Source organism: Crystallibacter degradans, assembly GCF_012952295.1.
Taxonomy (GTDB): Bacteria; Actinomycetota; Actinomycetes; order Actinomycetales; family Micrococcaceae; genus Crystallibacter; species Crystallibacter degradans.
Map to the genome: position 1 here is coordinate 498002 of NZ_JABBCH010000001.1, position 23414 is coordinate 521415.

Sequence of the window (23414 nt, forward strand, 5' to 3'; positions counted from 1 at the left end):
AAGCCGACCCATGCGGCGGAGAGGTCGCTTCGAAAGTTTGATGCCAAGGCCAAGGTCCGGGTTGCCGCAGCCAATAGAACTGCTCCAGGACAACCCCCGCCCGCCTGCAGCGAAGAAGCTTATCATCGGCGGCGGCGAATACCGGATACGAACCGGCGACTGTCGCATCATCTACGAGATCAACGACGACGCATTGGTCATCCTCGTCTTTAGGGCCGGCCACCGGCGGGAAATCTACCGGTAGGAGCTGGCGGCGTCACGGCGGAGCGCTGTCGCTGCGTCCATGGACAGCGTCGGTCAAAACCACCTTTGTGGAATCGCACCCTCGCAGATCTGCGGTCGCCGGACCGCTCTGGCGGACGAGTTCAAGCTGGAACGCCGAGCCCTGGTCACACGCGATGTGGCGGCTGCCAGTGCCACATTGCAGGTAGATCACAATCGTGTACAAGCTTGCCGTCCAATGGTAGACAGTGAAGCAGGCCCCATCAGTGTCAGCTGTCACTCGCACCGATGTCCTCACAAGGCGTGCCCAGGGCCTGCCCGACGAGAAGGACGGATTCAATGATGATTTCGACAAGAGGCTCGAAGAAACAACGTACCTATACCGCGCTGGCTGCCGTGGCCGCAGGGCTCCTGGCCCTGACCGGTTGCGGAGGTAACGGCGGAGGAGGGGGCGGAGGCGGCGGGACCGCCGAGGAATATCCGAGCGCGTCCATCGAGATCATGGCGCCGGCAGACCCCGGCGGCGGCTACGACCAGACGGCACGTTCCATCGCGCGGGCGCTGACCGAGGGCGGCGTCATCGAAACCGGGGCCGATGTCTACAACGTCCCCGGCGGATCCGGGACCATCGGCCTCACCCAGTTCGTACAGAACAGCGGAGACCCGCATCAGCTGATGGTGATCGGCAAGATCCTGGTCGGCGCCATCCAGCAGACCGATTCCCAGGTGACGCTGGAGAACACCACACCCATCGCGCGGTTGACCGCCGAGTACGATGCCATCGTCGTGCCGGCGGATTCCGAGTACCAGACCCTTGAACAGTTGATGGAGGCATTCAAGGCGGATCCAGGCAGCATCGCCTGGGGCGGCGGTTCGGTGGGCGGTGTAGACCAGATCCTGGTGGCCCAACTCGCGGACGCCGTGGGCGTGGAAGTGGCCGACCTCAACTACATCCCTTACTCCGGCGGTGGCGAACTCACGCCGGCTATCCTCTCCGGGGATGTGGAGGCAGCCGCCTCCGGCCTGGCCGAATTCCAGGACCAGATCGACGCCGGAGAAATGCGCCTGCTGGCCGTTTCCAGTGAGAAGCCGATCGAGGGCGTCGACGCTCCGACCATCATTGATGCCGGCTACGACGTGTCCATCGCCAACTGGCGCGGTTTGGTTGCCCCGCCCGAAATCTCCGACGAACAGCGTGAAGCCGTGATCGGCATGATCGAGGAGATGGCCGGAACCCAGCAGTGGCAGGAGACGCTGGAGTCCAACAACTGGGATGACTACCTGCTCACCGGTGACGAGTTCTCGGAGTACATCCAGAGTGAGGACAAGACGATCACCCAGACGCTGACAAACCTGGGAATCATCGAGTGACCTCCGGTCGTCCGGAAGCCGCCCCGCACCAGCGGGGCGGCAAGTCCGGGATCCGTATTGCCGCCGTCGTGCTTCTGCTCGGTGCCGCCATCATTTTGTACGACGCCATCAGCATCTCCGAGCGCGGCGGCCTGGCGCCGGGCGAACCGGGGTTCTTCCCCATGGCGGTGGGTGTAGGGCTCGTGGTGGTGAGCCTGCTGTTCTTGCTGCGCACCACCCTGATGCAGGACAAGGCGCTCTTTGTGTATGCAGCCGAAGAGCAGTCCGAAACCCATTGGAATACTGTCTGGCTGGTCATCGCCGCGCTGGTGGCCTACGCCTTTGTCCTGCAACCTGTCGGCTATATCGTCTCCACATCGCTCTTTTTTGTTGGGATTGCGTGGGTGGCCGGGAGCCGCCGGTGGATCCGGGACATCATTGTTGCCGTCCTTTTCTCGGCGGCCATCTACTTCGGCTTTACGGAACTGCTGGGAGTCCGGCTGCCCGCGGGAATCCTGCAGGGGGTGCTCTAGGACATGGAGGTTTTCGCTGACCTTGCCAGCGGCTTCGCCAACGCGCTGTCGCTGCAGTACCTGCTCTTCGCCGCCATCGGGGTCACGATCGGAACGCTGGTGGGTGTGCTGCCAGGGATCGGGCCGGCGATGGCGCTCGCGCTGCTGCTGCCGCTCACCTACGGGTTCGATCCCACGGGCGCGCTGATCATCTTCGCCGGCATCTATTACGGTTCCTTATACGGCGGTGCCATTACCTCCATCCTGCTCAACACCCCTGGTGAAGCAGGGTCCGTGGCGACGGCGATCGATGGCTATCCCATGGCCAAGGCCGGCCGGGCGGGACCGGCCCTTGCAACGGCGGTAATGGGCTCCTTCGCCGCCGGGATCATCTCTACGCTCGGACTAACCCTCCTCGCGCCAGCCGTCGCCAATCTCGCCAAGTCCTTCCAGGCGACAGACTACTTCGCCCTGATGGTGCTGGCCTTCGTCAGCGTGACCGCACTGGTCGGCACATCGATCATCCGCGGGCTGGTCAGCCTGTTCCTGGGGCTGTTCATCGGACTCATCGGCTTGGATTTCCTGACCGGGCAGCAGCGCTTCACCTTCGGCGCCCCGGAGCTGCTCGGCGGGATCGACATCGTGATTGTGGTGATCGGCCTGTTCGCCATCGGGGAAGCCCTCTACGGGCTGGCCCGGCTGCAGTTCGCCAAGGTGGAAGAGGTCAAATTCGAAGGCCGGATCTGGCTGAACAAGGCGGAGCGGCGCCGGGTGTGGAAGCCTTGGATCCGCGGCGGTTTCCTCGGCTTCATCTTCGGCTCCATGCCCACCGGCGGCTCTGAGGTCCCAACCTTCCTCAGCTACAACCTTGAAAAACGGCTCTCCAAGCACCCGCACGAATTCGGCAAGGGCGCCATTGAAGGCATCGCAGGTCCGGAAGCAGCCAACAACGCGTCCTTCTCCGGCGTGATGGTGCCGCTGCTGACCCTGGGCATTCCGACGTCGGCGACTGCGGCGATCATTCTGTCCGCCTTCCAGATCTACAACATCCAGCCCGGCCCACAGCTGTTCGAGAACTCCCCCGACCTGGTCTGGACGCTGATCGCCAGCCTGTTCATCGGCAACATCATGCTGCTGATCATCAATCTGCCCCTGGTCAAGGTGTGGGTCAGGATCCTGGACATCCCCAAGCCGCTGCTGTTCACCGGCATCCTGGTCTTCGGCACGCTCGGGGTCTACAGCCTGTCCGGGAGCGTGCTCGAAGTCATCATTGTCTACGTCATCGGCATCGTCGGCTTCTTCATGCGCCTCTACGATTTCCCGGTGGCGCCGGCGGTGCTCGGTTCCATCCTGGGCCCCATGATGGAGACCCAGTTCCGCCGTGCACTGGCCATCAGCCAGGGCGACTTCTCAGTGTTTTTCACGCGCCCGTTGACGCTCGTCCTGCTGCTGCTGGCCCTCGCGGTGCTGGTGCTGCCGACACTGCTGCCGCGGGTCCTGCCCAGGCGCACCGCGACGGATGCCGGGACCACCACATGAAATCAGCTGCTCACGGAGGCAGAGAATGCTCCGCCTGAAGGACATTGACATGGACATGCTGACCACGGCGATGGAGAACGCCAGTTATGACATGCGGTGGCGGCTGGATCGGGACACCGGCGAGCTGGAGTTGAGTGGCGACATGGTGGACGAGGGCCTCTCGCCGGAAGAACTTGAAGAACGTGACTTGGTGGTTGTGGAAGCGGATTCGCACCGGAGCTACCGGGACATGGAAGACTTCATCGCCACGCTCGAAGACGAGCGGGTGCGCGCCGCCCTGTTCCGAGCCATCGAGAGGAAGCGTCCGTTCCGCCATTTCAAGGACGTGCTGTACGACTATCCCAAGGTCCAGGAAGACTGGTATGCCTTCCACGAAAAGCGCATGCGCCACCACGCCATCACCTGGCTCCTGTCCGAAGGACTCATTGACGAACAGGAAGCCCAGGGCACCCTGGGCACGCAGGCATGAGTGCGTTGGCGGCAGGAGCAGGGGCGGCCGAATTTGGGTTGGCCGATTCTGTAGCCGCGGACCGCTTGGAAAGGTAGAACTGATTCATGACGACATCGCCCCTCGTGCTCGGCCCGATGATGCGGTATGTGGACCAGACGACCGCGAGCATCTGGGTGGAAACGCGGGACGCCGCGCGCGTCGCCGTCCGGGCGGGCGGCCGATCGTGGCAAGCCCGGACTTTCGCCGTTCACGGCCACCACTATGCCCTGGTGGAAGTATCCGGCCTGGAGCCGGGAAGCGTCACTCCCTACACAGTGGAGATCGACGGCGAGGAAGTCTGGCCGGCAGCGGGAGCCGAATTCCCGCCGTCGTGCATTGCAACGCTCAAGCCGGACAAACCGCTCCGGCTGGCCTACGGAACCTGCCGCACCAGTGTGCCGCACGATAAGCACGGCAATCGCACCCACGGCGTCGACTCGATGCGGGCCTATGCCTTGGACATGGCCAAGGGCGGCGACGTGTCCTGGCCGGATCTGCTGCTGTTCCTGGGCGACCAGGTCTACGCGGATTCCACCAGCGACCAGATGCAGGAGTTCATCCGGGCCCGCCGCGACATGGGCGAACCTCCCGGCGAGGAGCTCAAGGATTACGAGGAGTACGCGCACCTCTACTACCTCGCGTGGTCGGACGAGGCCAACCGGTGGCTGCTCTCGACCTTGCCGAGCGCCATGATCTTCGACGACCATGACATCCGCGACGACTGGAACGCCTCGCAGACCTGGAAGCAGCAGATGCAGGAGACCTCGTGGTGGCACGGGCGGATTGTGTCCGGGCTCGCCTCGTACTGGGTTTACCAGCACCTGGGCAATCTTTCCCCGCGGCAAAGGGCCGACGACGTCGTTTGGCGGCTGATTGCGGAGCATCACGGCGAGGAGGAACTGGACCTGAGCGAGGCGCTGGACGCCTTTGCCGAGAAGGCAGACCATTATCCGGAGAGCTACCGGTGGAGTTTCTCGCGCGATATCGGCGGAGTGCGGCTGATTGTGCTGGACTCCCGCGCCGCACGGGTGCTGGAGCCGGAACACCGTGCGCTGCTGGACGACCAGGAAATGGCGTGGCTGGACGGCCGGCTGCAGGGCGGCTTCCGGCATGTGCTGGTGGCAACCTCGCTGCCGTTCCTGCTGCCCACCGGCCTGCACCATCTCGAGTCCTGGAACGAGGCGCTCTCCGAAGGCGTCTGGGGCAAGCCGGCGGCGAAACTCGGGGAGAGACTGCGCCAGGCGATCGATCTGGAGCACTGGGGCGCCTTCCAGAAAAGCTTCCAGGAGGTGGCGTCCATGGTGCTCGAGGTGGCCGACGGCGAGCGCGGGCCGGCCCCGGAAACCATCACATTCCTCTCCGGGGACGTGCACTTCTCCTACGTCGCCGAAGTACAGCGACCCGCCGGCAGCCGGATTGTGCAGGCGGTCTGCTCGCCGATCCGCAACCCCCTGCCCCGGCTGATCCGCTCCTTCACCGCGATCATGTCCTACGGCGTTGCCGGCCCGGTGGGCGCGCTGATGGCGAAGTCCGCGAAGGTGCCCGATCCGCCGTTCAGCTGGCAAACGATCAAGGGGCCGTGGTTCGACAACAACCTGGCCGGCCTCGAGGACACCCCGGACGGGCTGAAGTTCTGGTGGCAGACCGGCGTCGTCGAAAATGGGGACCACGACCGGCCGCGGGTGCAGGAGGTCGCCGCCGTGACGGTCCCGCCGCGCGGGGCCTAAGCTGGGGGCAGTGCGGGGAAACCCCCGAGTTGCCATCTGTCGAAGGGATATCTGCCATGGGTTACATCAAGGTTGGAACCGAGAACAGCACCAATATCGAACTGCACTACGAGGACCACGGCGCCGGCCAGCCCGTTGTCCTCATCCACGGCTACCCGCTGGATGGCTCGTCCTGGGAGAAGCAGACCGCCGCGCTGCTGACGGCCGGCTACCGCGTCATCACCTACGACCGCCGCGGCTTCGGCCAGTCCAGCAAGCCGACCACCGGCTACGACTATGACACCTTCGCCGCGGACCTGAACACGGTGCTGGAGACCCTGGACCTGACCGACGTGGTGCTGGTGGGCTTCTCCATGGGCACCGGCGAAGTGGGCCGTTACCTGGGCACGTACGGCTCGAAGCGGGTCGGCAAGGCCGCGTTCCTCGGTTCACTCGAACCGTTCCTGCTCAAAACCGAGGACAATCCCACCGGTGTCCCGCAGGAGGTGTTCGACGGGCTGGGCCAAGCCGTGACGGCGGACCGGTACTCGTTCTTCACCGAGTTCTTCAAAAACTTCTACAACTCCGACACGTTCCTAGGCACCGAGCGGCTGAGCCAGGAGCACGTCAACGCCAGCTGGAACATCGCCGCAAGGTCCGGCGCCGTCGCCTCGATCGCCGCGCAGCCGACGTGGCTGACCGACTTCCGCGCGGACATCCCCAAGATCGACGTGCCCGCGCTGATCGTGCACGGCACGGCGGACAACATCCTGCCCATCGACGCCACCGGGCGCGAGTTCGCCAAGGCGTTGCCCAGTGCCGAGTTCGTCGAGATCGAGGGCGCGCCGCACGGCCTGCTCTGGACGCACGCCGCCGAGGTCAACGAGGCCCTGCTGCGCTTCCTCGGCAAGAGCTGACACTCGGCAGGAGCGTGCACCGGAGCGCGGGAGGGCCTGTCGCCGTCGTTATTTGTGTGCTTACACTGCTCGCATGAGCATTCAGGGTGAGTATTTCGCGGCAGCAGAAACCCCCAACAACGACGGCGGCGCCCCGCCTCCCGTTTTCGTCTACCGTGGCGCCGAGGGTTTGCTGGCGGCACAGCTGGCCGAGGCGCTGGATAACCACGAGCTGCTCGAGGGCAACTGGGAGCTGGTGCACACATACATGCCGCCGGCGGAGCGCAAAGGTGCCGCGGCGGAGGAGACGGACAGTGCGGCGGCCGCACCCGCCGAGCGGAAGGATGCCGGCCACGCCGGGGTGCTGGACGAGCTTGCGGCGGATGCGTCCGTGCACTTTGCCCCGGGCGAGCGGCAGCAGGTAGGGCGCTGGAGCATTGTGCAGTTGGCGGACTTCGGTTTCTTGCACAAAACTTGAGCTTTTCTTGAGCGTTAGCACCGGGTGCTGCCCCGATCATGTAAGGAGCCGGGAAGGACCCCACTCCTGCCCGGCAACCATTGATCGGGACCGTTCGCTCGATCTGTGGCTGTTGGGGGGATCTGTCCCGGGCGGTCAGCCACCTGGTGGCCCGGGACATCAACTATTGCGCCGCTCCCCCGCTGGGTCTAGCGTGATGCGCATCAGCATCCACCGCTAACAAGGAACCGCCATGGCCGGGTTTGTGCAGATCATCGAGTTCAAGACCTCGCGCATCGAGGAGATTGAAAAACTGGGGACGCCGTCGAGGGCCGAAGGAAGCACGCCTGCCAGCTTCCGCGGGGTAAAGGTCACCGCGGACAGGGACCGGCCCGGCAACTACTACACCATTGTGGAGTTCGACTCGTATGAGTCGGCGATGGAAAATTCGGCCCGTCCGGAGACTTCCGAATTCGCCGAGAAGTTCGCCTCTCTGTGCGACGGGCCGCCCGTCTTCCGCAACCTGGACGTACTGTGGGCCGACACCGGGCAGGACGCGCAGGCCACGTAGACAAAGCCCTGACGAGATGGAACACCTCACCGGCTTCGCCCGCGAATTCCTGAAGGCGATGAGGAACCTCCTGCCTATTGTGGCGGTGGTCGCGGTGTTCCAACTGGTGGTCTTCCGCAGGCTGCCCGACGATCCGCTGCAGCTGGTGGTTGGGCTGCTCATCGTGGGGGTGGGCATCGCGTTATTCCTGCAGGGCCTGGACCTCAGTGTCTTCCCGGTGGGCAAGAACATCGCCAACCAGTTCACCCGCCGCGGTGCGCTGGGACCGCTGCTGGCCTTCGGCTTCGCCATCGGGTTTGCCGCCGCTGTCGCCGAGCCCGCGCTGATCGCCGTCGCGGAACAGGCCGAAATTGTCAGCGACGGCAGGATCAACGGGCTGACCCTGCGCGTGGTCGTCGCGGTGTCCGTGGGTTGCGTTCTGGTCCTGGGGCTGCTGCGCATCCTGCGCGGCTGGCCGGTGCACCGCCTGCTGATCGGCGGCTACGTGCTGGCGCTGGCGATCACCTTCATCGCGCCGGATGAGATTGTCGGCCTTGCCTACGATTCCGGCGGCGTGACCACCAACATCGTGACCGTGCCCATGATCGCCGCCATCGGCCTGGGCCTGGCCAACTCGATCAGGGGGCGCAGCGTGCTCGCGGACGGCTTCGGCCTGGTGGCGCTCTGTGTGATGGTGCCGATGATCGGCGTGCAGCTGTACGGGGTCTGGGTCTACACCTTCGGCAACACCGGAACCGTTGCCGCCGCCCCCGGCGCCGAGTCAGTCCACTGGGCGGCGGACTTCGCCCTCGGGCTCGCCGAGACCGTGCGCGATGTGCTGCCCATAGTCCTGGTGGTCCTGTTCTTCCACTATCTGGTGCTCAAGCACAAGATCGCCCACCCGGTGCGGGTCATGGTCGGCTTTGTGATGGTCCTGGTGGGCCTGTATGCCTTCGTCGTCGGACTCAAAATCGGGCTCTTCCCCATCGGCACGCAGATGGCCGAGCAGCTGATCGAGCGCGACGTGCCGGTGCTCATCCTGCTCTTCGCCCTGCTGATCGGCTTCGCCACCACCATGGCCGAGCCCGCGCTGGTGGCGATCGGCAACCAGGCGCAGGACGCCTCACGCGGCAGAGTCAACGGCTCCGTCATCCGGATTGTCGTCGCCGTCGGGGTGGCGGCGGGCATTACGCTGGGCGTCTACCGCATCCTCGTCGGCGGGCCATTCCACTACTACGTCATGGCGTCCTACGGCGTCGTCGTTGTCCTGGTTTTCCTGGCACCCAAATACATTGTCGCCCTCGCCTTCGACCTCGGCGGAGTCACGACGTCGGAAGTCACCGTCCCGCTCGTGACCGCCCTGGGCATCGGGCTGGCAACCGCGCTCGAGGGCCGCGATGCGCTGATGGACGGCTTCGGGCTGATCGCCTTCGCGTCCATTTTCCCGATCATCTCCGTACTGCTCTATGCCATGCTCCTGGAAAGAATTCCCACCCTGCGGAAGGAAACGTCATGAAATTCACCGCCGTCGTCGTGATCGCCCCGGACCATCTGGAGGACCGGGTCATCGAGCACGCCCAGCGAGCCGGCGCCACGGGTGTGACCATCCTGCCGGGCAAAGGCATCGGCGGCGAGTCCAAGCGGACGTTTTTCGGGCTGACGTTCGAGGGCTCGCAGTCCGTGCTGCTGATGGTGGTGGGCTCGCACCTGTCCACCTCGATCCTGAAGGAACTGCACACCATCCTGGTCAACGACGGCAACTCCCGGGGCCTCGCCTTCAGCATTCCCATCGAGCACCTGACCGGCATCGACCTGCGCCAAGTAGCCAAATTCGAGGAGCACATGCGCCATGAAGACAGCTGATACTAGAGGACACAAGATCACAGGAGGAGTCCCATGCTGACCGTCAAGGATGTCATGGTGCGCAACATCGTGACCATCTCCCCGTTCAGCACCCTGCGCGATGCGCTGTCGGTGATGAAAACCCGCCAGGTGAAAAGCCTGGTGGTGGATCGCCAGCACCCGCACGATGCCTGGGGGCTGCTGACCTACAGCGAGCTGCTGCGCACCGTGGTCGCCGAGGAGGGGGATGTGGACCTGCTCAACGTGTACGACGCCGCGTCGAAACCGGTGATCACCGTGGGCGAGGACCTCTCCGTGCACCAGGCCGCGGCGCTGATGAGCCGCTATCACCTCAACCGGATGGTGGTGGTGGAGGGCAACAAGCTGATCGGCCTGCTGGCCATGAACGACATCCTCGCCCGGCTGATGGACGACTTGATTTAGACGACCTGATTTAAAGGAGCCCGATGATGAACAGCGCTGCACGACACCTGCTGGACCGGCCCGGAACCGTCCTCCCGCTGGCGAAGGTCGACGGCGGGATGCTCGCCTGGGTGGGCGGCAAGGCGGCGAACCTCGGCGTGCTCATCAACGCCGGCCTGCCGGTGCCGGACGGATTCTGTATTACGACGACGGCGTACCAGCGGGTCGCGGCGGAGGCCGGCCTGGATGCGATCGTGGCCGAGCTCGAGGCGGGGGCGGGTGCCGAGGCAAGCACCGGTGGAAGCCGGGACACCTCCGCCGAAGGAGCCGCCGCGCTGGCGGGGCTGGCGGAACGTGCCCGCGCCGCGCTGGAAGCCGCGCCCATGCCGGACGATATCGCCACCGCCGTCCGCGCTGCCTACGCGGAGCTTGGGAACAACGACGGCGTCCGGCGCCTGGCCGTGGCGGTGCGTTCCTCCGCCACCGCGGAAGACCTGCCGGAGGCCAGTTTCGCCGGCCAGCAGGACACCTACCTCAACGTGGTCGGCGAGGACGCGCTGCTGGATGCGCTCCGCCGGTGCTGGGCCTCGCTCTGGACGGAACGGGCGGTGGCCTACCGCAGCGACAACGGAATCGACCAGCGCGCGGTGAGCATCGCCGTCGTTGTCCAAAAGATGGTGGACGCCGGGGTTTCCGGGGTGCTGTTCACGGCCAACCCGCTCACCGGCCGGCGCCATGAGGCGGTGATCGATGCGGCACCCGGGCTGGGCGAGGCGGTGGTCAGCGGCGCGGTGAACCCGGACCAGTTCGTGGTGGACACCGCCAGCGGGCGGATCCTCGAGCGGACGCTCGGCGACACACTTGGGCGGACAGCGGGCGACAACGCCGCCGGCAGCGGCGAGGTGTGTCTGGACGATGAGCAGGTCCGGGCCCTGGCCGAACTCGGCGCCCGCGCGGAGGAACACTTCGGCGAACCGCAGGATCTGGAGTGGGCCATCGGACCTGACGGTGCAATCCAGCTGGTGCAGTCCCGCCCCATCACCACCTTGTACCCGCTGCCCGAGCCCGCGGAGACAGGCAGTGCGAACGGCCGAGGGAACAACGGCGGCAGCGCTGAGGGCAACGCGAGCGATAGCGGCGACGGCGGAACCCGGGCTTACCTCTGCGCCAGCCTGCTGCAAGGGCTTACCCGGCCGCTGACGCCGATGGGGCTGTCCGCGTTCGAGGTGCTGGCCGACGCCTACCGGCCGGCCGGCGGGAACTACGGGGCGCCGGTCCCCTTCAGTTACAGCCAGGCCGGGCTGCGGCTCTTCGTGGATGTGACGCCGGTGCTGCGGAGCAAGACCGGACGGCGCATCATCCCCGCCGCCATGAGGGCGGCCGATGCCCGCTCGGTCGGGGCGCTGCAGTATCTGATGGAGGATCCGCGGTTCTCCATCCTCAGCGCGCCGAAACTGGGCGCGCTCAAAGGGTCGTTCAGGGGATCGCTGAAAGGCTCGCTCAAGTCCATGCCGCAGCTGGCCATGATTCCCCACGTGCTCCACGGCCTGGTCCGGCCGGCCGCCGCGCTGGAACGCAGCAGGCGGGCCGAGCAGGAATTCCACCGGATGCTGGTGCTTCCCGAGCCGGCCACGCCCGCCCGGCGGCTGGACTTCGTCGAAAGCATGCTCGGCAGGATGATTACGCCGGGCCTGCTCAAGCAGCTCCCGCCCCCGGCCGCCGGCTACATCTGGCTGGGCATCGTGCGCTGGCTGCTGGGCCCGCTGGTCCAGTCCGGTGACCTGCAGGCCGTCCTGCGCGGGCTGCCGGACAACGTGACCACGCAGATGGACCTGGAGCTGTGGCACGCCGCCACCATCATCCGCGACGACGCCGAGGCAGCGCAGGCGCTGACCCAGGAGGACCCGCCGGAGCTTGCCCGCCGGTATGCCGAAGGCTCACTCCCCGCCGTCGCCCAGCACGAGCTGGCCGCGTTCCTCGACAAGTACGGCCACCGCGCGGTGGCGGAAATCGACCTCGGCATCCCGCGCTGGTCAGAGGAGCCGGCCCACATCATCAACGTGCTCGCCAACTACCTGCGCCTGAACGATCCGGACCGGGCCCCGGACCGGCAGTTCGCACGCGCCGCCGCCACCGCCGAGGCCAAGGCCGCCGAGCTGACCCAGCGCGCCAGAACCAGAGGCCGGGTCCGCGGCAGGCTCGTGGCCTACGGCTTGCGCCGGGTCAGGGCCACCGCGGGCCGGCGCGAGTACCCGAAGTTCGGCCTCATCGTGGCCCTCGCCGCGCTGCGCGCCCAGCTCCGGCGGGTCGGAACGGTCTTGGCCGATGCGGGCAGGATCGCCAGTCCCGAGGACATCTTCTTCCTGGACCTCGCCGAAGCCCGCGTCGGCCTGCGCGGCGCGGACCTGCACGAGCTCGCCGCCGAACGCCGCCGCACCTACAACCGCGAACTGCGCCGCCGCCGCATCCCCCGCCTGCTGCTTTCCGACGGCACGGACGTCGAGGCCGCCATGGGCGCAAGCGCTTCCGCAACAACGACGGCGGGGGCCCACCTTCCGCCCGGGACCCTCACCGGAGCGCCAGCGTCGGCAGGCACCGTGACCGGCCAGGCACGGGTCATCCTGGACCCGGCCGGCGCCCACCTGGAGCCCGGCGAAATCCTGGTCGCCCCGTCCACCGATCCCGGCTGGACTCCGCTGTTCCTGACCGCCGGCGCCCTCGTCATGGAGATGGGCGGACCTATCTCCCACGGCGCCGTCGTCGCACGCGAGTACGGCATCCCCGCCGTCGTCGGCGTCCCCGATGCCACCACCCGCATCGCCACCGGCGACACCATCACGGTCGACGGCGCGGCGGGCACCATCAGTGTCAAGTAGCCTCAGCTATTGCGCAGCCGCCGTCCTTGTAGTTTCCTTGGGGCCCCCCTTTCACAGCGGGTTCATAGGAAGGACATAAGAACTGCTTAACCGGGCCCCGAAGGCTGGGAACATGTCGATCCCATCGCGCCTCTCCGCCGACCAGTCCGACCGCCCCGGCGAGGGGCCGCCGCCGAAGAGACCCCGGCTCGTCGGGGTGGATGCCGCGCGAGGCATCGCACTGATCGGCATGATGGCAGTCCACATCTTCAGCCTGTACGACGAGCAGACGGACTCCGTGTCCTGGCTGGCGGCCGTCTTCCACGGCCGGGCCTCCGCCCTGTTCGCCGTGATGGCCGGCGTCGGACTGGCCCTGGTCAGCGGCGGCGTGCACCGCCACACCGGAGCGCAGGCGTCGGCCGGCCGGCGCGGCATCGCAGCACGGGCCGCGGTCATCGCCGTCGTCGGTCTGACGCTGGGGTTGTTCTGGGTCGACGTCGCGATCATCCTCGTTTGCTACTCGCTGCTGTTCGTCCTCGCCCTGCCGTTCATCACCATGGGCATCAGGCAGTTGGCCGTCTTCACCGCCGCGTGGACGCTGCTCTCCCCCGCCATCGCGTATCTGGTGCGGCCGGTGCTCTATGAAGCTCCGTTCATGGCCGTCATTGACACCGATCCGAACTGGACCAACCTGGCCGACCCGGTCGCGTTGCTGTCCAGCCTGTTCTTTACCGGGCCCTACCCGGTGTTCCAGTGGCTGAGCTACCTGCTGCTCGGCCTGCTGCTGGGCCGGCTGGCGCTGGATTCCGTCCGGGTCCAGCTGTGGCTGACGGCCGGCGGTGCCGCCGCGGTGGCCGCGGCCCAGCTGACCAGCACGTTCCTGCTCAATGGCCTCGGCGGCGGCAGCGCCCTGCTGGCCACCGGCGAGGTCGATAGCTGGGACCTGGCGGAGTGGGACAACCGGCTGCTGCTGGACGTTTCGGAGGTGGACCAGACAACATCGGGCTGGTGGCTGGCCGTCGGCGCCCCGCACTCCGGGACCACGCTGGACCTGCTCAACACCATGGGCAGCGCGGCGATGGTGCTGGGACTGTGCCTGCTGCTTGCCCGCGTTGCCGGACGGGGAATGCTTGCCCTCGCAGGCCCCGGCGGTATGACACTGACCCTCTACAGCGCGCATGTGCTGGTCATGAGCTTCGTCTACACCACGGAAATCGAGGTCGGGGAAAACCTGCTCTTCTGGGGCCAGGTCCTCATCTTCACGGCCATCGGCATTGCCTACCGGGTTTCCGCGCGCCGGGGTCCTCTTGAGCTGCTGGCCTTCACCGCCAGCAAGGCGGGGCGCGGGCCGGTTTCCCTACACAGCCCGTCCACAGGTTCACCATAGGGGCCGCTTATGCCACGGTTCCATCCTTAGACCATGGCAAGCAAATTCCATCGGCGGCCCGGCGCACGAGCCCTGCACAGGACAAGCGGGACCAACCGGACCACGGAATCCCCCGGTACCACGGGCTCCCCGGGAGCGGGGAACCGCGGGCATTTCTGGTCATCATCGTGGTTCACGTGGACCATCCTGGCCGTAGGCCTGATCGCCTGCGGCATCTATTTCTGGGTGACGAAAATCCAGCCGGTCATTCCGGAGCTCCTCAAATTCATCACCCAGCCGCTGTAACCATGAGTCTTGCCGGTCCGAGCCGCCCCCTTCGGACCGGCCGCCCTGCCGGTCCGGTGCGCGCCGCCGGGCCGGCCGAACGTCTTCCCTCGATCGGCCCCTCAAACGGCTGGTTTGAGGACATAACCCACGCCGCGGACGGTATGGATCATCGGCGAGCGGCCGGCGTCGATCTTCTTGCGCAAGTAGGAGATGTAGAGCTCCACGATGTTGTTCTGGCCGCCGAAATCGTAGTTCCACACGTGGTCCAGGATCTGGCTCTTGCTGACCACCGTACGGGCGTTGTCCATCAGGTAATGCAGCAGATCGAATTCCGTGGCCGTGAGCTGGAAGTCCGTCCCGGCGCGGGTGACCTCGCGCGTATCCAGGTTCAGGACCAGGTCCCCCACCACCAGTTCGGCCGCCGCCGCTGCCGCCACGCCGGAGCGCTGGACCAGACGGTGCAGGCGCAGCATCACTTCCTCCATGCTGAACGGCTTGGTCACGTAGTCGTCCCCGCCCGCGGCAAGGCCGGTGATCCGGTCCGCCACGGCATCTTTTGCGGTCAGGAACAAGGCGGGCACATTGGGCGAGAAAGACCGGATCCGACCCAGCGCCTCCACGCCGTCGAACCCTGGCATCATTACGTCCAGCACCAGCACGTCCGGGCGGATATCGCGGGCAATTTTTACCGCCGACGGCCCGTCATGCGCCACGTGCACGTCCCAGCCAGCCATCCGGAGTCCCATCCGTACCAGGTCCGAAAGCTGCGGCTCGTCATCGACCACCAGCGCCCGGACGGGGCTGCCGTCCGGATGGCGGAGTCTGGGCAGACCGCTGACCAGTTCGGTGGGATCCTGTGCGGCCATGATTACTCCCCTGGTAACAAGTTGCGCGGATACTGTTTCAACAATAACCACTACAGTTACTACATCCCATCAGTGGATCGGTCAGATTGAAAGAGAAGCCCATGCAGAGCGACAAGCGGCCTTCCCTCCCGCCGTCAGCGCCTGCGTCCGGCCACGGGCGCAGCGGCGGCTGGCGTCCGTTCCGGAAATGGCAGCTGCGCACCAAGCTGGTCCTGATCACGTTGGCGCTGCTGGCCGCGATCTGCCTCGCCGTCGGCCTCTCCGCGCACGCGGCGATGACCTCGTTCCTGACCGGGCAGCTGGACGAGCAGCTGGCGCAGGCCTCCTTCCGGGCCAACCGGTCGCAGGAAGAGTTCCGCCGGGACCGTGATGATGAAGACCACGAAGAGGACGACGGCGGCGCCCAGGGGTCGGAGAATGTTGCGGATCCGCTGAACGGACCAGGCACCCAGGGGGGAACGCTGAACGCGCGCATCGGCGACCACGGCGTCCGGGGCGCCGGCATCTTCACCCCCGACGGCGGCAGGCAGGACCTGACCGAGGCGGATGAAGAGATCCTCGACGAGTTGTCCCTCGACGTTCCGCCTGTTGACCGCACGCTTTCGGTGGGCGATTACCGGCTGGTGGCGACTTACAACCCGGACCGCGAATACACCATCGTCACCGGCCTGCCGCTGCTCGCCAAGGAGGAAACCTTAGCCTCCCTGACCCGGACCATGACCGTGGTCTCCGCAGCAGGACTGGCCGCGGCGGCACTGCTGGGCACACTCATTATCCGCCGTACCCTGCGCCCGTTGGAGGAGCTCTCCGGCGTTGCCACCCGCGTCTCCCGGCTGCCGCTGGGCGAAGGCGAAGTCGCCATGGCCGAACGCGTGCCCGCCGGGATCGCGGTCCCGGCCACCGAAGTGGGAAGGCTGGGCCACGCCTTCAATCTGATGCTGGACAACGTTGCCGGCGCGTTCAGTGCCCGACATCGCAGCGAAACCAAGCTCCGCCAGTTCGTCGCCGACGCCAGCCACGAACTGCGCACTCCCCTGACCGCCATCCGCGGCTACTCTGAAATGATCCGGCTGACCGAGAACCTCAGCGAAGAAGGCCGCTCCTCCATTTCGCGGGTGGAGTCCGAGTCCAAACGCATGACGGCGCTCGTCGAAGACCTGCTGCTGCTGGCGCGGATGGAGGAAGGGCACCGGGCGGAACAGCACGACGTCGATTTGACCCAGCTGGTGGTCGAGTCCGTCAGCGACATCCGCGCCGCCGCCCCCGAACACCGCTGGGTCCTGCAGTTGCCCGATGACCCCGTGACCGTGCGGGCCAACCCAGGCCAGGTGCGCCAGGTCCTCATCAACCTGCTGACCAACGCGCACAAACACACCGGCCCCGGAACCACCGTGGTCACCTCGCTGGCCGCCGAGCCCGGCGCCGCCGTCCTGACGGTGGCCGACGACGGTCCCGGCATCCCCGCAGACTTCATCGACAAGATCTTCTCCCGCTTCACCCGGGCCGACACCGCCCGCTCCGACCGCAGCGGCACCCACGGCCTGGGCCTGTCCATCGTGGATGCCATCGTGAAGTCGCACGGCGGCCGCATCGACGTCAGCAGCAGCGAGGGGAAAACGGAGTTTATCGTCCGTCTCCCGGGCGCCGGCGTCCAGCACGCGGGGTAAAAGAACCTGCGCGAACGGGTGTCGTGCGATCCCGGCTGCCCCTAGGCTTTGCTGTATGAAGGCCATTCCAACTTCTCTCGGGAGCAAGTACAGCCATGAAACTGACCCTGACCGAGTTCCTTTCCCTGGACGGCGTTTCCCAAGGTCCGGGCTCACCCGAAGAGGACACCAGCGGCGGCTTCACACAGGGCGGATGGTTCGTCCCGCACATGGACGAGACGTTCATGCAGCAGGCCGCCGATTGGCTGGCGGAAGCAGATGGCCTGTTGCTGGGCCGCCGCACGTACGAGGAGTTCGCGCAGTCCTGGCCTAACATGACCGATCCAAACGATCTGTTCGCGGAAAAGATGAACACCGTGCCCAAATACGTCGCGTCCAACAGCCTCACCAACGCAGAGTGGAATCCCAGTACCATCCTGTCTGGGGACATTCCGGCAAAGGTAGCGGACATTAAGCAACAGCCTGGCCGGGAACTTCAGATCCACGGCAGCGCCAGGTTGGGCCAGTCACTGCTCGCAGCAGGGTTGATCGACGAACTGCGGCTGGTCATCGCCCCGGTAGTGGTGGGCAGCGGACGGCGCCTGTTCCCCGATGGAGGCGCTCCTGCCGGGTTGAAGCTGGTAAACCACAAGGTGACTCCTGCCGGAATGGCGATCCACACCTACGAAACGGCCGGTCTTCCCGTATACGGGACCTACGAAGGCAGCGCTTAGCCCTGACTGCTGCCTGCCCACGTAACAGCAGCTGGCTCGGCTGCGCGAATGTCCCTTCGTGATTGAAGATGGTTTCGACTGCACTTCCGGATACCGCTTCATCATGCCGAATAGAGGAACCCGCCCATGAGTCTCGTCTTTGACCATGTAACCCTGGGACAGCGGGTGCTGTTCGGCTCCGGCAAGGCCGCCGAAAACCTCGCGGCCGAGGTCGCCCGCCTCGACGCCCGGAAGGTCATGGTGATCGCCTCGGAGTCCAAGGCGGCCGTCGCCGCGCATGTCGCCCGAAAAATCAGCGTGGCCCTGGATTACGACGACGTCGCCCCGCACGTCCCGATCGAGAAGGCCGAAAAGGCCCGCGCCGCCGCATCTGCGCACGGGATCGATCTGTTGGTATGTGTCGGCGGCGGGTCCACCACCGGGCTGGCCAAAGCCATCGCCCTGACCACCGGACTGCCGATCATCGCCGTACCGACCACGTACGCCGGGTCCGAAGCCACCAACGTCTGGGGTCTAACCGAGGCCGCGCGCAAGACCACCGGCATCGACGACCGCGTCCTCCCCGTAACCGTGGTTTACGACGCCGAACTAACCCTCTCAATGCCGGCGGACCTGTCCGTCGCCTCCGGCCTGAACGCCCTGGCACACTGCGTGGACTCCATGTGGGGACCGCGCATGGACCCGATCAACCAGGCCCTTGCCGCCGAAGGCATCCGCGCCCTCAACCGGGGCCTTCCCCAGGTCAAGCAGGACCCTTCCGGGCTGGCGGGACGCGAACAGGCGCTCTACGGCGCCTACCTAGCCGCGGTCGCGTTCGCCTCCGCCGGCTCCGGGATGCACCACAAGATCTGCCACGTCCTCGGCGGGACCTGGAACATGCCCCACGCCCAGACCCACGCCACCGTGCTGCCCTATGTGCTCGCGTTCAACGCCCCCGAAGCACCCGACGCCGCCGCACGGATCGCCGCGGCGTTTGGTACCGAGGACGCAGTGGAGGGCCTCAACCGGCTCCGTGCAACGTTGGATGCCCCCAAGGCGCTGAAGGACTACGGCTTCACCGAGGACAACATTGCCGAAGCCGTCGACATCATCCTGCCCGTGATCCCCGCATCCAACCCGCGCCAGCCCACTCGCGAGAACCTCGCCGAACTGCTCCGCGCCGCCACCGCAGGCACCACACGCGACCGCTGACTCGGCAGGGCCGGGCCGCGCCACTGGTCTTTTCAAATCCAGTCAGATGCCTGCAGCCAGAACACCGGACAGACCTTCATCCACCGCTCGCATAATATCCAGCGGGATGCTCCCAGCAAGCTCATAGAGATCTGTCTTGTTCACGGTAGCCAGTTGCGTCACGTTAACAACAGAATCCTTAGGCAGACCAGTAACTTTAGCCGGCAGGAAGACATTGCCAGGCATGACCGCTAATGCCAGATTGGACGTGATCACTGCAACGATAGTCGTCGTTGTCTGCGAGCAGTTATAGCCATCCGATTGGACCACCAGAACTGGCCTGCGTTTGGCAGGCTTGCTACCCTCTGCCGGCCCCAGATCAACCCAGAATATTTCACCCCGGTCTACCATTCATCACCATCAGCGGAGAGCGTCGCCCGGCCCGCTCCAACAACGGCAGTCGTCGCATCGTTGTCGAATCCGCAACTTTCGATGGCTGCGTCGATTCGGTTAGTTAGCGAGGATCTTTCCAGCTCGTCCGCGTAGTGATCGACCGCGCGCGATATAAATTCCGACCGACTCAAACCGAGCGATTTGGCCAGAGCATCGGCCCGCTCAAAAGTCTTATCTGGCATGGAAATAGCGGTCTTCATGCCCAAGTATGACCCGGTATTACCGCCAAACACAGGTTGCGTTCACGAAACAGGTCTTTCGGATGACCCAGCGCTAAAGTGGTCCTAGAAGGGCCGTGGAGCAGGTGGTTCGAATGGCGTCGGGCACAATAAAACTGTTCCTCGCCGGGGATGTGATGACCGGCCGGGGTGTGGACCAGATCCTGCCCAGCCCTGGCTCGCCGAAGCTGCGGGAGGGGCACGTCCGCGACGCCCGGGATTACGTTGCGTTGGCGGAAGCAGCCAATGGCCCGATTCCCCGACCTGTTGAACCGGACTGGCCGTGGGGAGACGCGCTGAAGGTCATCGGCGAAGCCGCGCCGGATGCGCGGGTTATCAACCTCGAAACCAGCATTACCAACGACGGCGATTTCGCCCCTGACAAGGGCATCCATTACCGCATGCGCCCGGACAACATCGCTTGTCTCACCATCGCCGGCATCGATGTCTGCGCCCTGGCGAACAACCACGTGCTGGACTTCGGCGCCGTCGGACTGACTGACACAGTGGACACGCTGCATGCAGCGGGAATTCGCACCGCAGGAGCCGGCTACGACGCCGAACAAGCGTGGCGGCCAGGGGTGCTGAGCGCTGGCAACGGGAGGGTGCTTGTCTGGTCAGTCGGACTCGAATCCAGCGGCATCTCCCCAGCCAATGCCGCCGGCAAGAACCGGCCAGGCCTGGCGCTGCTGCCGGATCTGTCCAAAGAAAGCGCCGCGCTGATCATCGAACGCGCGCACGCGGCCAGGCGGGAAGGCGACCTTGCCGTGGCCTCCTTGCATTGGGGCTCGAACTGGGGCTACAACGTTCCCCGCGGCCACATCCAGTTTGCCCGCTGGCTGATCGATGGCGGCGTCGACGTAGTGCACGGACATTCGTCGCACCATCCGCGTCCGATCGAGGTATACCGCGGCCGGCCGATCCTGTACGGCTGCGGCGACCTGATCAACGACTACGAAGGCATCAGCGGTTATGAGCAGTTCCGTGACGACCTCCGCCTGCTGTACTTCGTCACCATGGATGCGGCCTCGCAGGAACTGCGCGAACTGCGCCTGGTGCCAGTGCGCGCCAGACGCATGCGCCTGGAACGGGCGGCAAGGGATGACGCTGCCTGGCTGCACCGCGTGCTCGGCGACGCCAGCAGCAGTTTCGGCACCACGATCGGCATGGCAAGCCACGGTACCCTGACCGTTGTGACGCCTTAGGTCTGAATATCGACGGCGCCCTCATACAAGAACTGCCCGCGCATTCCGGAAGAAATGCGCGGGCAGTTCTCATTGCCTGGTTAGAGGGTTCCGGTCGTGAAACTCCAGACCGTCGTGGCGGCCGGGTTGCCCGCCAGGTCCCGGGCGGCGGAGGTGCCACCCGTCAGCGTCACGGTGTACCTCGTGTTCGACGCCAGTGTCGCCCCCGGGTTCAGGACCCACTGGTTGGTAGTCCCGTTACGGGTGACAGTGGCCGTCACGGCGGCGCCGGTCGCGGCGTTCTTCAGCTTGAACGTCGAGGCCGTGACCCCCTGCATCGGTTCGCTGAACGTGGCCGTGATGTTGTTCGCCCGTCTGACTCCGGTGGCGTTGACCGCCGGCGTCCTTGCGGTCATGGTCGGAGCGGCGCCGGTGATGAAGGACCAACTGGTGCTCGCCAGCGGAGTTCCGAGCGTGTCCCGTATCGCCGTCGTTCCTCCGGTCAGGGTCGCCGTGTACCTCGTGTCGGCGGCCAGGTTGGCCGACGGATTGAGGGTGGCGACCCTCGTGGTGGCGTTGTAGCTGACCGCGGCAGGAATGACGGTGCCGGCGGCGTTCTTCAGGGTAAACGTCGTGCCGCTGACGCTCGTGACCGCCTTGCCGAAGGTCGCGGTGATGTTGGCGGTGGACGAGGTTGCGGTGCCACCGGATCCCGGCGTCCGGGCCGTAACCGTGGGAGCAGCCGCCGTGGTGAAGGTCCAACTGCTGCTGGCCAGCGCAAGGTTCGCGGTGTCCCTGATGGCGGTGGCACCACCGGTCAGACGTGCCGTGTAGACCGTGTTCGGAGCGAGATTCGACGTCGGATTCAGTGTCGCCTTACGTGTGGCCTGGTCATACGTCACGGTGGCCGGAATGACGGTTCCCGCAGCGTTCCTCAGGGTGAAGGTGGTTCCGGAGACGCCCTGCATGAACTCGCTGAACGTTGCCGTCACGTTGCTGCCGATGGCCACGTTGGTGGCCGATGCGCCCGGGCCGCGCGCCGTCACAGTGGGAGCCGCGGTGTCGGCCGGCCCGATGCGTACCGTCCGGGTAGCCACAGCCCCGACGTTGCCGGCCGTATCGGTGGCGCGGACGTTGAAGAGGTAGGTGCCGTTCACCTGGGCGTCGTACGTCATCGGGGATGCGCAGGTTGGATCCCAGGCGGCGTTGCTCGGGAGCAGCTGGCATTCGAAACGTGCGCCGGCGTCGTTGGCTGTGTAGTTGAACGTTGGTGTGTTGTCGAGGGTAGGAGTGGACGGGAAGGGCGCCACCACCGAAGCAGCCGGTGCAGTGGTGTCCACAGTGAACGTCAGAGTCGGGGAAACCAGGTATTGCGGCACCGCCGGATCGGCCGGAGCACCGGTAACGGGATCTACGGTGTAGGCGGGGTTCGCCGTCCGGGCCTGAACCTTGTGCACGCCTGAAGCCAGCGCCGCAGCCGGTTTCAGCGAGTAGGAGCCGTTGGTCATGGCAACGGAGGCGGCAGGCGTGCTGGCGCCGTCCAGCATCAGTTCCACATTGGCAGTGGAAGCCGGCGTGCCAGGGATGTTGCCGGTGAAGGTCGGTGTGGTGACCTTGGTGATGTTGTCCGTGGCGGAACGGCCGCTGTCGCTCGCCGCCGTCAGGTCAGGCGTGGTGGGGGCACCGTCGTCGCCGTTGAATACCAATCCCTGGACGGTGAAGGTATCGACGGTCAGGGAGTCCACGCCCGGGCCGCCGGCGTTGGGTCCGGTAACAACGACGGCGTTGATGCCGGACGGGGCCCCGGTCACCGGCCTCGGTGTGTTGATATCTCCCAGCGTTCCGGCTGCGGCACCGGCCTGCCGCAGGAACGAGGCGGTGGTGCCCACGGCGTAGTCGCCCAGGAAGGCAGCGCCTACTCCCTTCCAGTCGCAGGGCACCAGGGCAGTGGGCGCGCAAACGCCTGAGTCGAGAGTGGTCTTGATGCGCCCGAGTGAAGCGTTCTTGGGGTCGGGCTCGGCGGTGAGCGTGGTGGTGCCGTAGGGGTGCGTCACCGTGTAGGAGGCATTGGGGACCAGGTTCTCGATGATGAATCGCAGCCGGCCGAAGCCCATCTGCTCGCCCTGCTTGACCGGGCCGTTGACGTGAGCCGCTTCCAGCGCGGCCTCGTAGAGCCGCAGGTTCCCGCCGCTGGCTTCCGCGGCGAACCAGAACGCCTCCTCGGGGAAGTTGTCCGGGTACGATGCCGGCGCAGCCGGATTGGGCGGCTCGGCCAGGCATCCAGCGTTCGCCATATAACACAGCTGGAGTTTCACGCTGCCGTCCGAGTACCACATGGGGAAACCGGTCTGCTGATCGACCGGGCCCACCGCGGCAACATCGGCGCTGGCGGGCAGAGCTGCGAGCGGGACCAGGGAAGCAGCCAGCGTCACCGCTGCGGCAAGCGAGGCGAAGGCGCGGCGCCTGACCGGTTTTCTGTCGGGAAGATTAGACATGATGACTCCTTCAGCTGCTGGAAGGAACGCCCCTTGGAGGCCAGGGTCCGTGGGACTCGGCAGCTCACAAGTCCTGCCTAAACGTTTACCCCCAGATTCTTGCTAAAAACTTGGGTCTGTCCGACGTCCTGACATCCGGAGGCAGCGACAAA

At 65.9% G+C, this 23414-nt stretch carries 23 protein-coding genes; 19 read left to right on the forward strand and 4 right to left on the reverse strand.

The window, feature by feature from the left end; all coding sequences use genetic code 11:
• Positions 1–61 precede the first annotated feature (61 nt).
• The 15 genes from HGO92_RS23625 (at position 62) to HGO92_RS02310 (ending at position 14514) form a co-directional block, all read left to right on the forward strand.
• Entirely contained in the window at positions 62–244 is a 183-nt protein-coding gene (locus HGO92_RS23625; RefSeq protein ID WP_346768818.1) for a type II toxin-antitoxin system RelE family toxin, read from the forward strand.
• Positions 245–561: 317 nt separating this feature from the next.
• A complete protein-coding gene (locus HGO92_RS02245; protein ID WP_205834090.1) occupies positions 562–1593 on the forward strand; it encodes a Bug family tripartite tricarboxylate transporter substrate binding protein in 1032 nt (343 codons plus the stop codon).
• Positions 1590–2105, forward strand: coding sequence for a tripartite tricarboxylate transporter TctB family protein (locus HGO92_RS02250; protein WP_169991449.1), 516 nt, complete (start codon positions 1590–1592; stop codon positions 2103–2105). Before HGO92_RS02245 ends, HGO92_RS02250 begins: the two co-directional genes overlap by 4 nt.
• 3 nt (positions 2106–2108) lie before the next feature.
• A complete protein-coding gene (locus HGO92_RS02255; RefSeq protein WP_169991451.1) occupies positions 2109–3623 on the forward strand; it encodes a tripartite tricarboxylate transporter permease in 1515 nt (504 codons plus the stop codon).
• Positions 3624–3648: 25 nt separating this feature from the next.
• The gene (locus HGO92_RS02260; protein WP_169991453.1) at positions 3649–4092 is read left to right on the forward strand and encodes a UPF0158 family protein; all 444 of its coding nucleotides are present in this window, start codon (positions 3649–3651) and stop codon (positions 4090–4092) included.
• A gap of 86 nt (positions 4093–4178) precedes the next feature.
• A complete protein-coding gene (locus HGO92_RS02265; protein ID WP_169991455.1) occupies positions 4179–5840 on the forward strand; it encodes an alkaline phosphatase D family protein in 1662 nt (553 codons plus the stop codon).
• 56 nt (positions 5841–5896) lie between these two features.
• The gene (locus tag HGO92_RS02270) at positions 5897–6736 is read left to right on the forward strand and encodes an alpha/beta fold hydrolase (RefSeq protein WP_169991457.1); all 840 of its coding nucleotides are present in this window, start codon (positions 5897–5899) and stop codon (positions 6734–6736) included.
• Positions 6737–6809: 73 nt separating this feature from the next.
• Positions 6810–7193 carry a hypothetical protein gene (locus HGO92_RS02275; RefSeq protein WP_169991459.1) on the forward strand — a complete coding sequence of 128 codons (384 nt, stop codon included), beginning with the start codon at positions 6810–6812 and terminating at the stop codon, positions 7191–7193.
• Positions 7194–7425: 232 nt separating this feature from the next.
• On the forward strand, positions 7426–7743 hold the full coding sequence (locus HGO92_RS02280; protein ID WP_169991461.1) for a hypothetical protein: 318 nt from the start codon (positions 7426–7428) through the stop codon (positions 7741–7743).
• A gap of 16 nt (positions 7744–7759) precedes the next feature.
• A complete protein-coding gene (locus tag HGO92_RS02285) occupies positions 7760–9238 on the forward strand; it encodes a DUF1538 domain-containing protein (RefSeq protein ID WP_169991463.1) in 1479 nt (492 codons plus the stop codon).
• Positions 9235–9585 carry a P-II family nitrogen regulator gene (locus tag HGO92_RS02290; RefSeq protein WP_169991465.1) on the forward strand — a complete coding sequence of 117 codons (351 nt, stop codon included), beginning with the start codon at positions 9235–9237 and terminating at the stop codon, positions 9583–9585. The genes HGO92_RS02285 and HGO92_RS02290 overlap by 4 nt, the downstream gene beginning before the upstream one ends.
• Positions 9586–9618: 33 nt before the next feature.
• Positions 9619–10008 carry a CBS domain-containing protein gene (locus tag HGO92_RS02295; RefSeq protein WP_169991467.1) on the forward strand — a complete coding sequence of 130 codons (390 nt, stop codon included), beginning with the start codon at positions 9619–9621 and terminating at the stop codon, positions 10006–10008.
• 23 nt (positions 10009–10031) lie between these two features.
• On the forward strand, positions 10032–12863 hold the full coding sequence (locus HGO92_RS02300; RefSeq protein ID WP_240974336.1) for a PEP/pyruvate-binding domain-containing protein: 2832 nt from the start codon (positions 10032–10034) through the stop codon (positions 12861–12863).
• 112 nt (positions 12864–12975) lie between these two features.
• Positions 12976–14229 (forward strand): heparan-alpha-glucosaminide N-acetyltransferase domain-containing protein, encoded by a 1254-nt coding sequence (locus HGO92_RS02305; RefSeq protein ID WP_169991469.1) that lies wholly within the window; start codon positions 12976–12978, stop codon positions 14227–14229.
• Positions 14230–14262: 33 nt separating this feature from the next.
• The gene (locus tag HGO92_RS02310) at positions 14263–14514 is read left to right on the forward strand and encodes a hypothetical protein (protein WP_169991471.1); all 252 of its coding nucleotides are present in this window, start codon (positions 14263–14265) and stop codon (positions 14512–14514) included.
• Between the two features lie 101 nt (positions 14515–14615).
• On the opposite strand, the gene HGO92_RS02315 is transcribed toward HGO92_RS02310, so the two are convergent.
• Positions 14616–15362, reverse strand: coding sequence for a response regulator transcription factor (locus HGO92_RS02315; protein WP_169991473.1), 747 nt, complete (start codon positions 15360–15362; stop codon positions 14616–14618).
• Positions 15363–15463: 101 nt separating this feature from the next.
• Here HGO92_RS02315 and HGO92_RS02320 point away from each other — a divergent pair, with 101 nt between their 5' ends.
• The 3 genes from HGO92_RS02320 (at position 15464) to HGO92_RS02330 (ending at position 18933) form a co-directional block, all read left to right on the forward strand.
• Complete coding sequence (locus HGO92_RS02320; protein ID WP_169991475.1) at positions 15464–17029, forward strand: HAMP domain-containing sensor histidine kinase; 1566 nt, start codon at positions 15464–15466, stop codon at positions 17027–17029.
• A gap of 95 nt (positions 17030–17124) precedes the next feature.
• A complete protein-coding gene (locus HGO92_RS02325) occupies positions 17125–17742 on the forward strand; it encodes a dihydrofolate reductase family protein (RefSeq protein WP_169991477.1) in 618 nt (205 codons plus the stop codon).
• Positions 17743–17868: 126 nt separating this feature from the next.
• Positions 17869–18933 carry a maleylacetate reductase gene (locus HGO92_RS02330; protein ID WP_169991479.1) on the forward strand — a complete coding sequence of 355 codons (1065 nt, stop codon included), beginning with the start codon at positions 17869–17871 and terminating at the stop codon, positions 18931–18933.
• Between the two features lie 42 nt (positions 18934–18975).
• Here the strand turns inward: HGO92_RS02330 and HGO92_RS02335 are convergent, their stop codons facing one another.
• Positions 18976–19323 (reverse strand): type II toxin-antitoxin system PemK/MazF family toxin, encoded by a 348-nt coding sequence (locus HGO92_RS02335; RefSeq protein ID WP_169991481.1) that lies wholly within the window; start codon positions 19321–19323, stop codon positions 18976–18978.
• The gene (locus tag HGO92_RS02340) at positions 19317–19565 is read right to left on the reverse strand and encodes a ribbon-helix-helix protein, CopG family (RefSeq protein WP_169991483.1); all 249 of its coding nucleotides are present in this window, start codon (positions 19563–19565) and stop codon (positions 19317–19319) included. The genes HGO92_RS02335 and HGO92_RS02340 overlap by 7 nt, the downstream gene beginning before the upstream one ends.
• 113 nt (positions 19566–19678) lie before the next feature.
• Between HGO92_RS02340 and HGO92_RS02345 the strand changes: the two genes are divergently transcribed.
• Positions 19679–20788 carry a CapA family protein gene (locus HGO92_RS02345; RefSeq protein WP_169991485.1) on the forward strand — a complete coding sequence of 370 codons (1110 nt, stop codon included), beginning with the start codon at positions 19679–19681 and terminating at the stop codon, positions 20786–20788.
• Between the two features lie 80 nt (positions 20789–20868).
• Here the strand turns inward: HGO92_RS02345 and HGO92_RS23630 are convergent, their stop codons facing one another.
• Entirely contained in the window at positions 20869–23262 is a 2394-nt protein-coding gene (locus HGO92_RS23630; RefSeq protein WP_240974337.1) for an Ig-like domain-containing protein, read from the reverse strand.
• Positions 23263–23414: the final 152 nt, after the last annotated feature.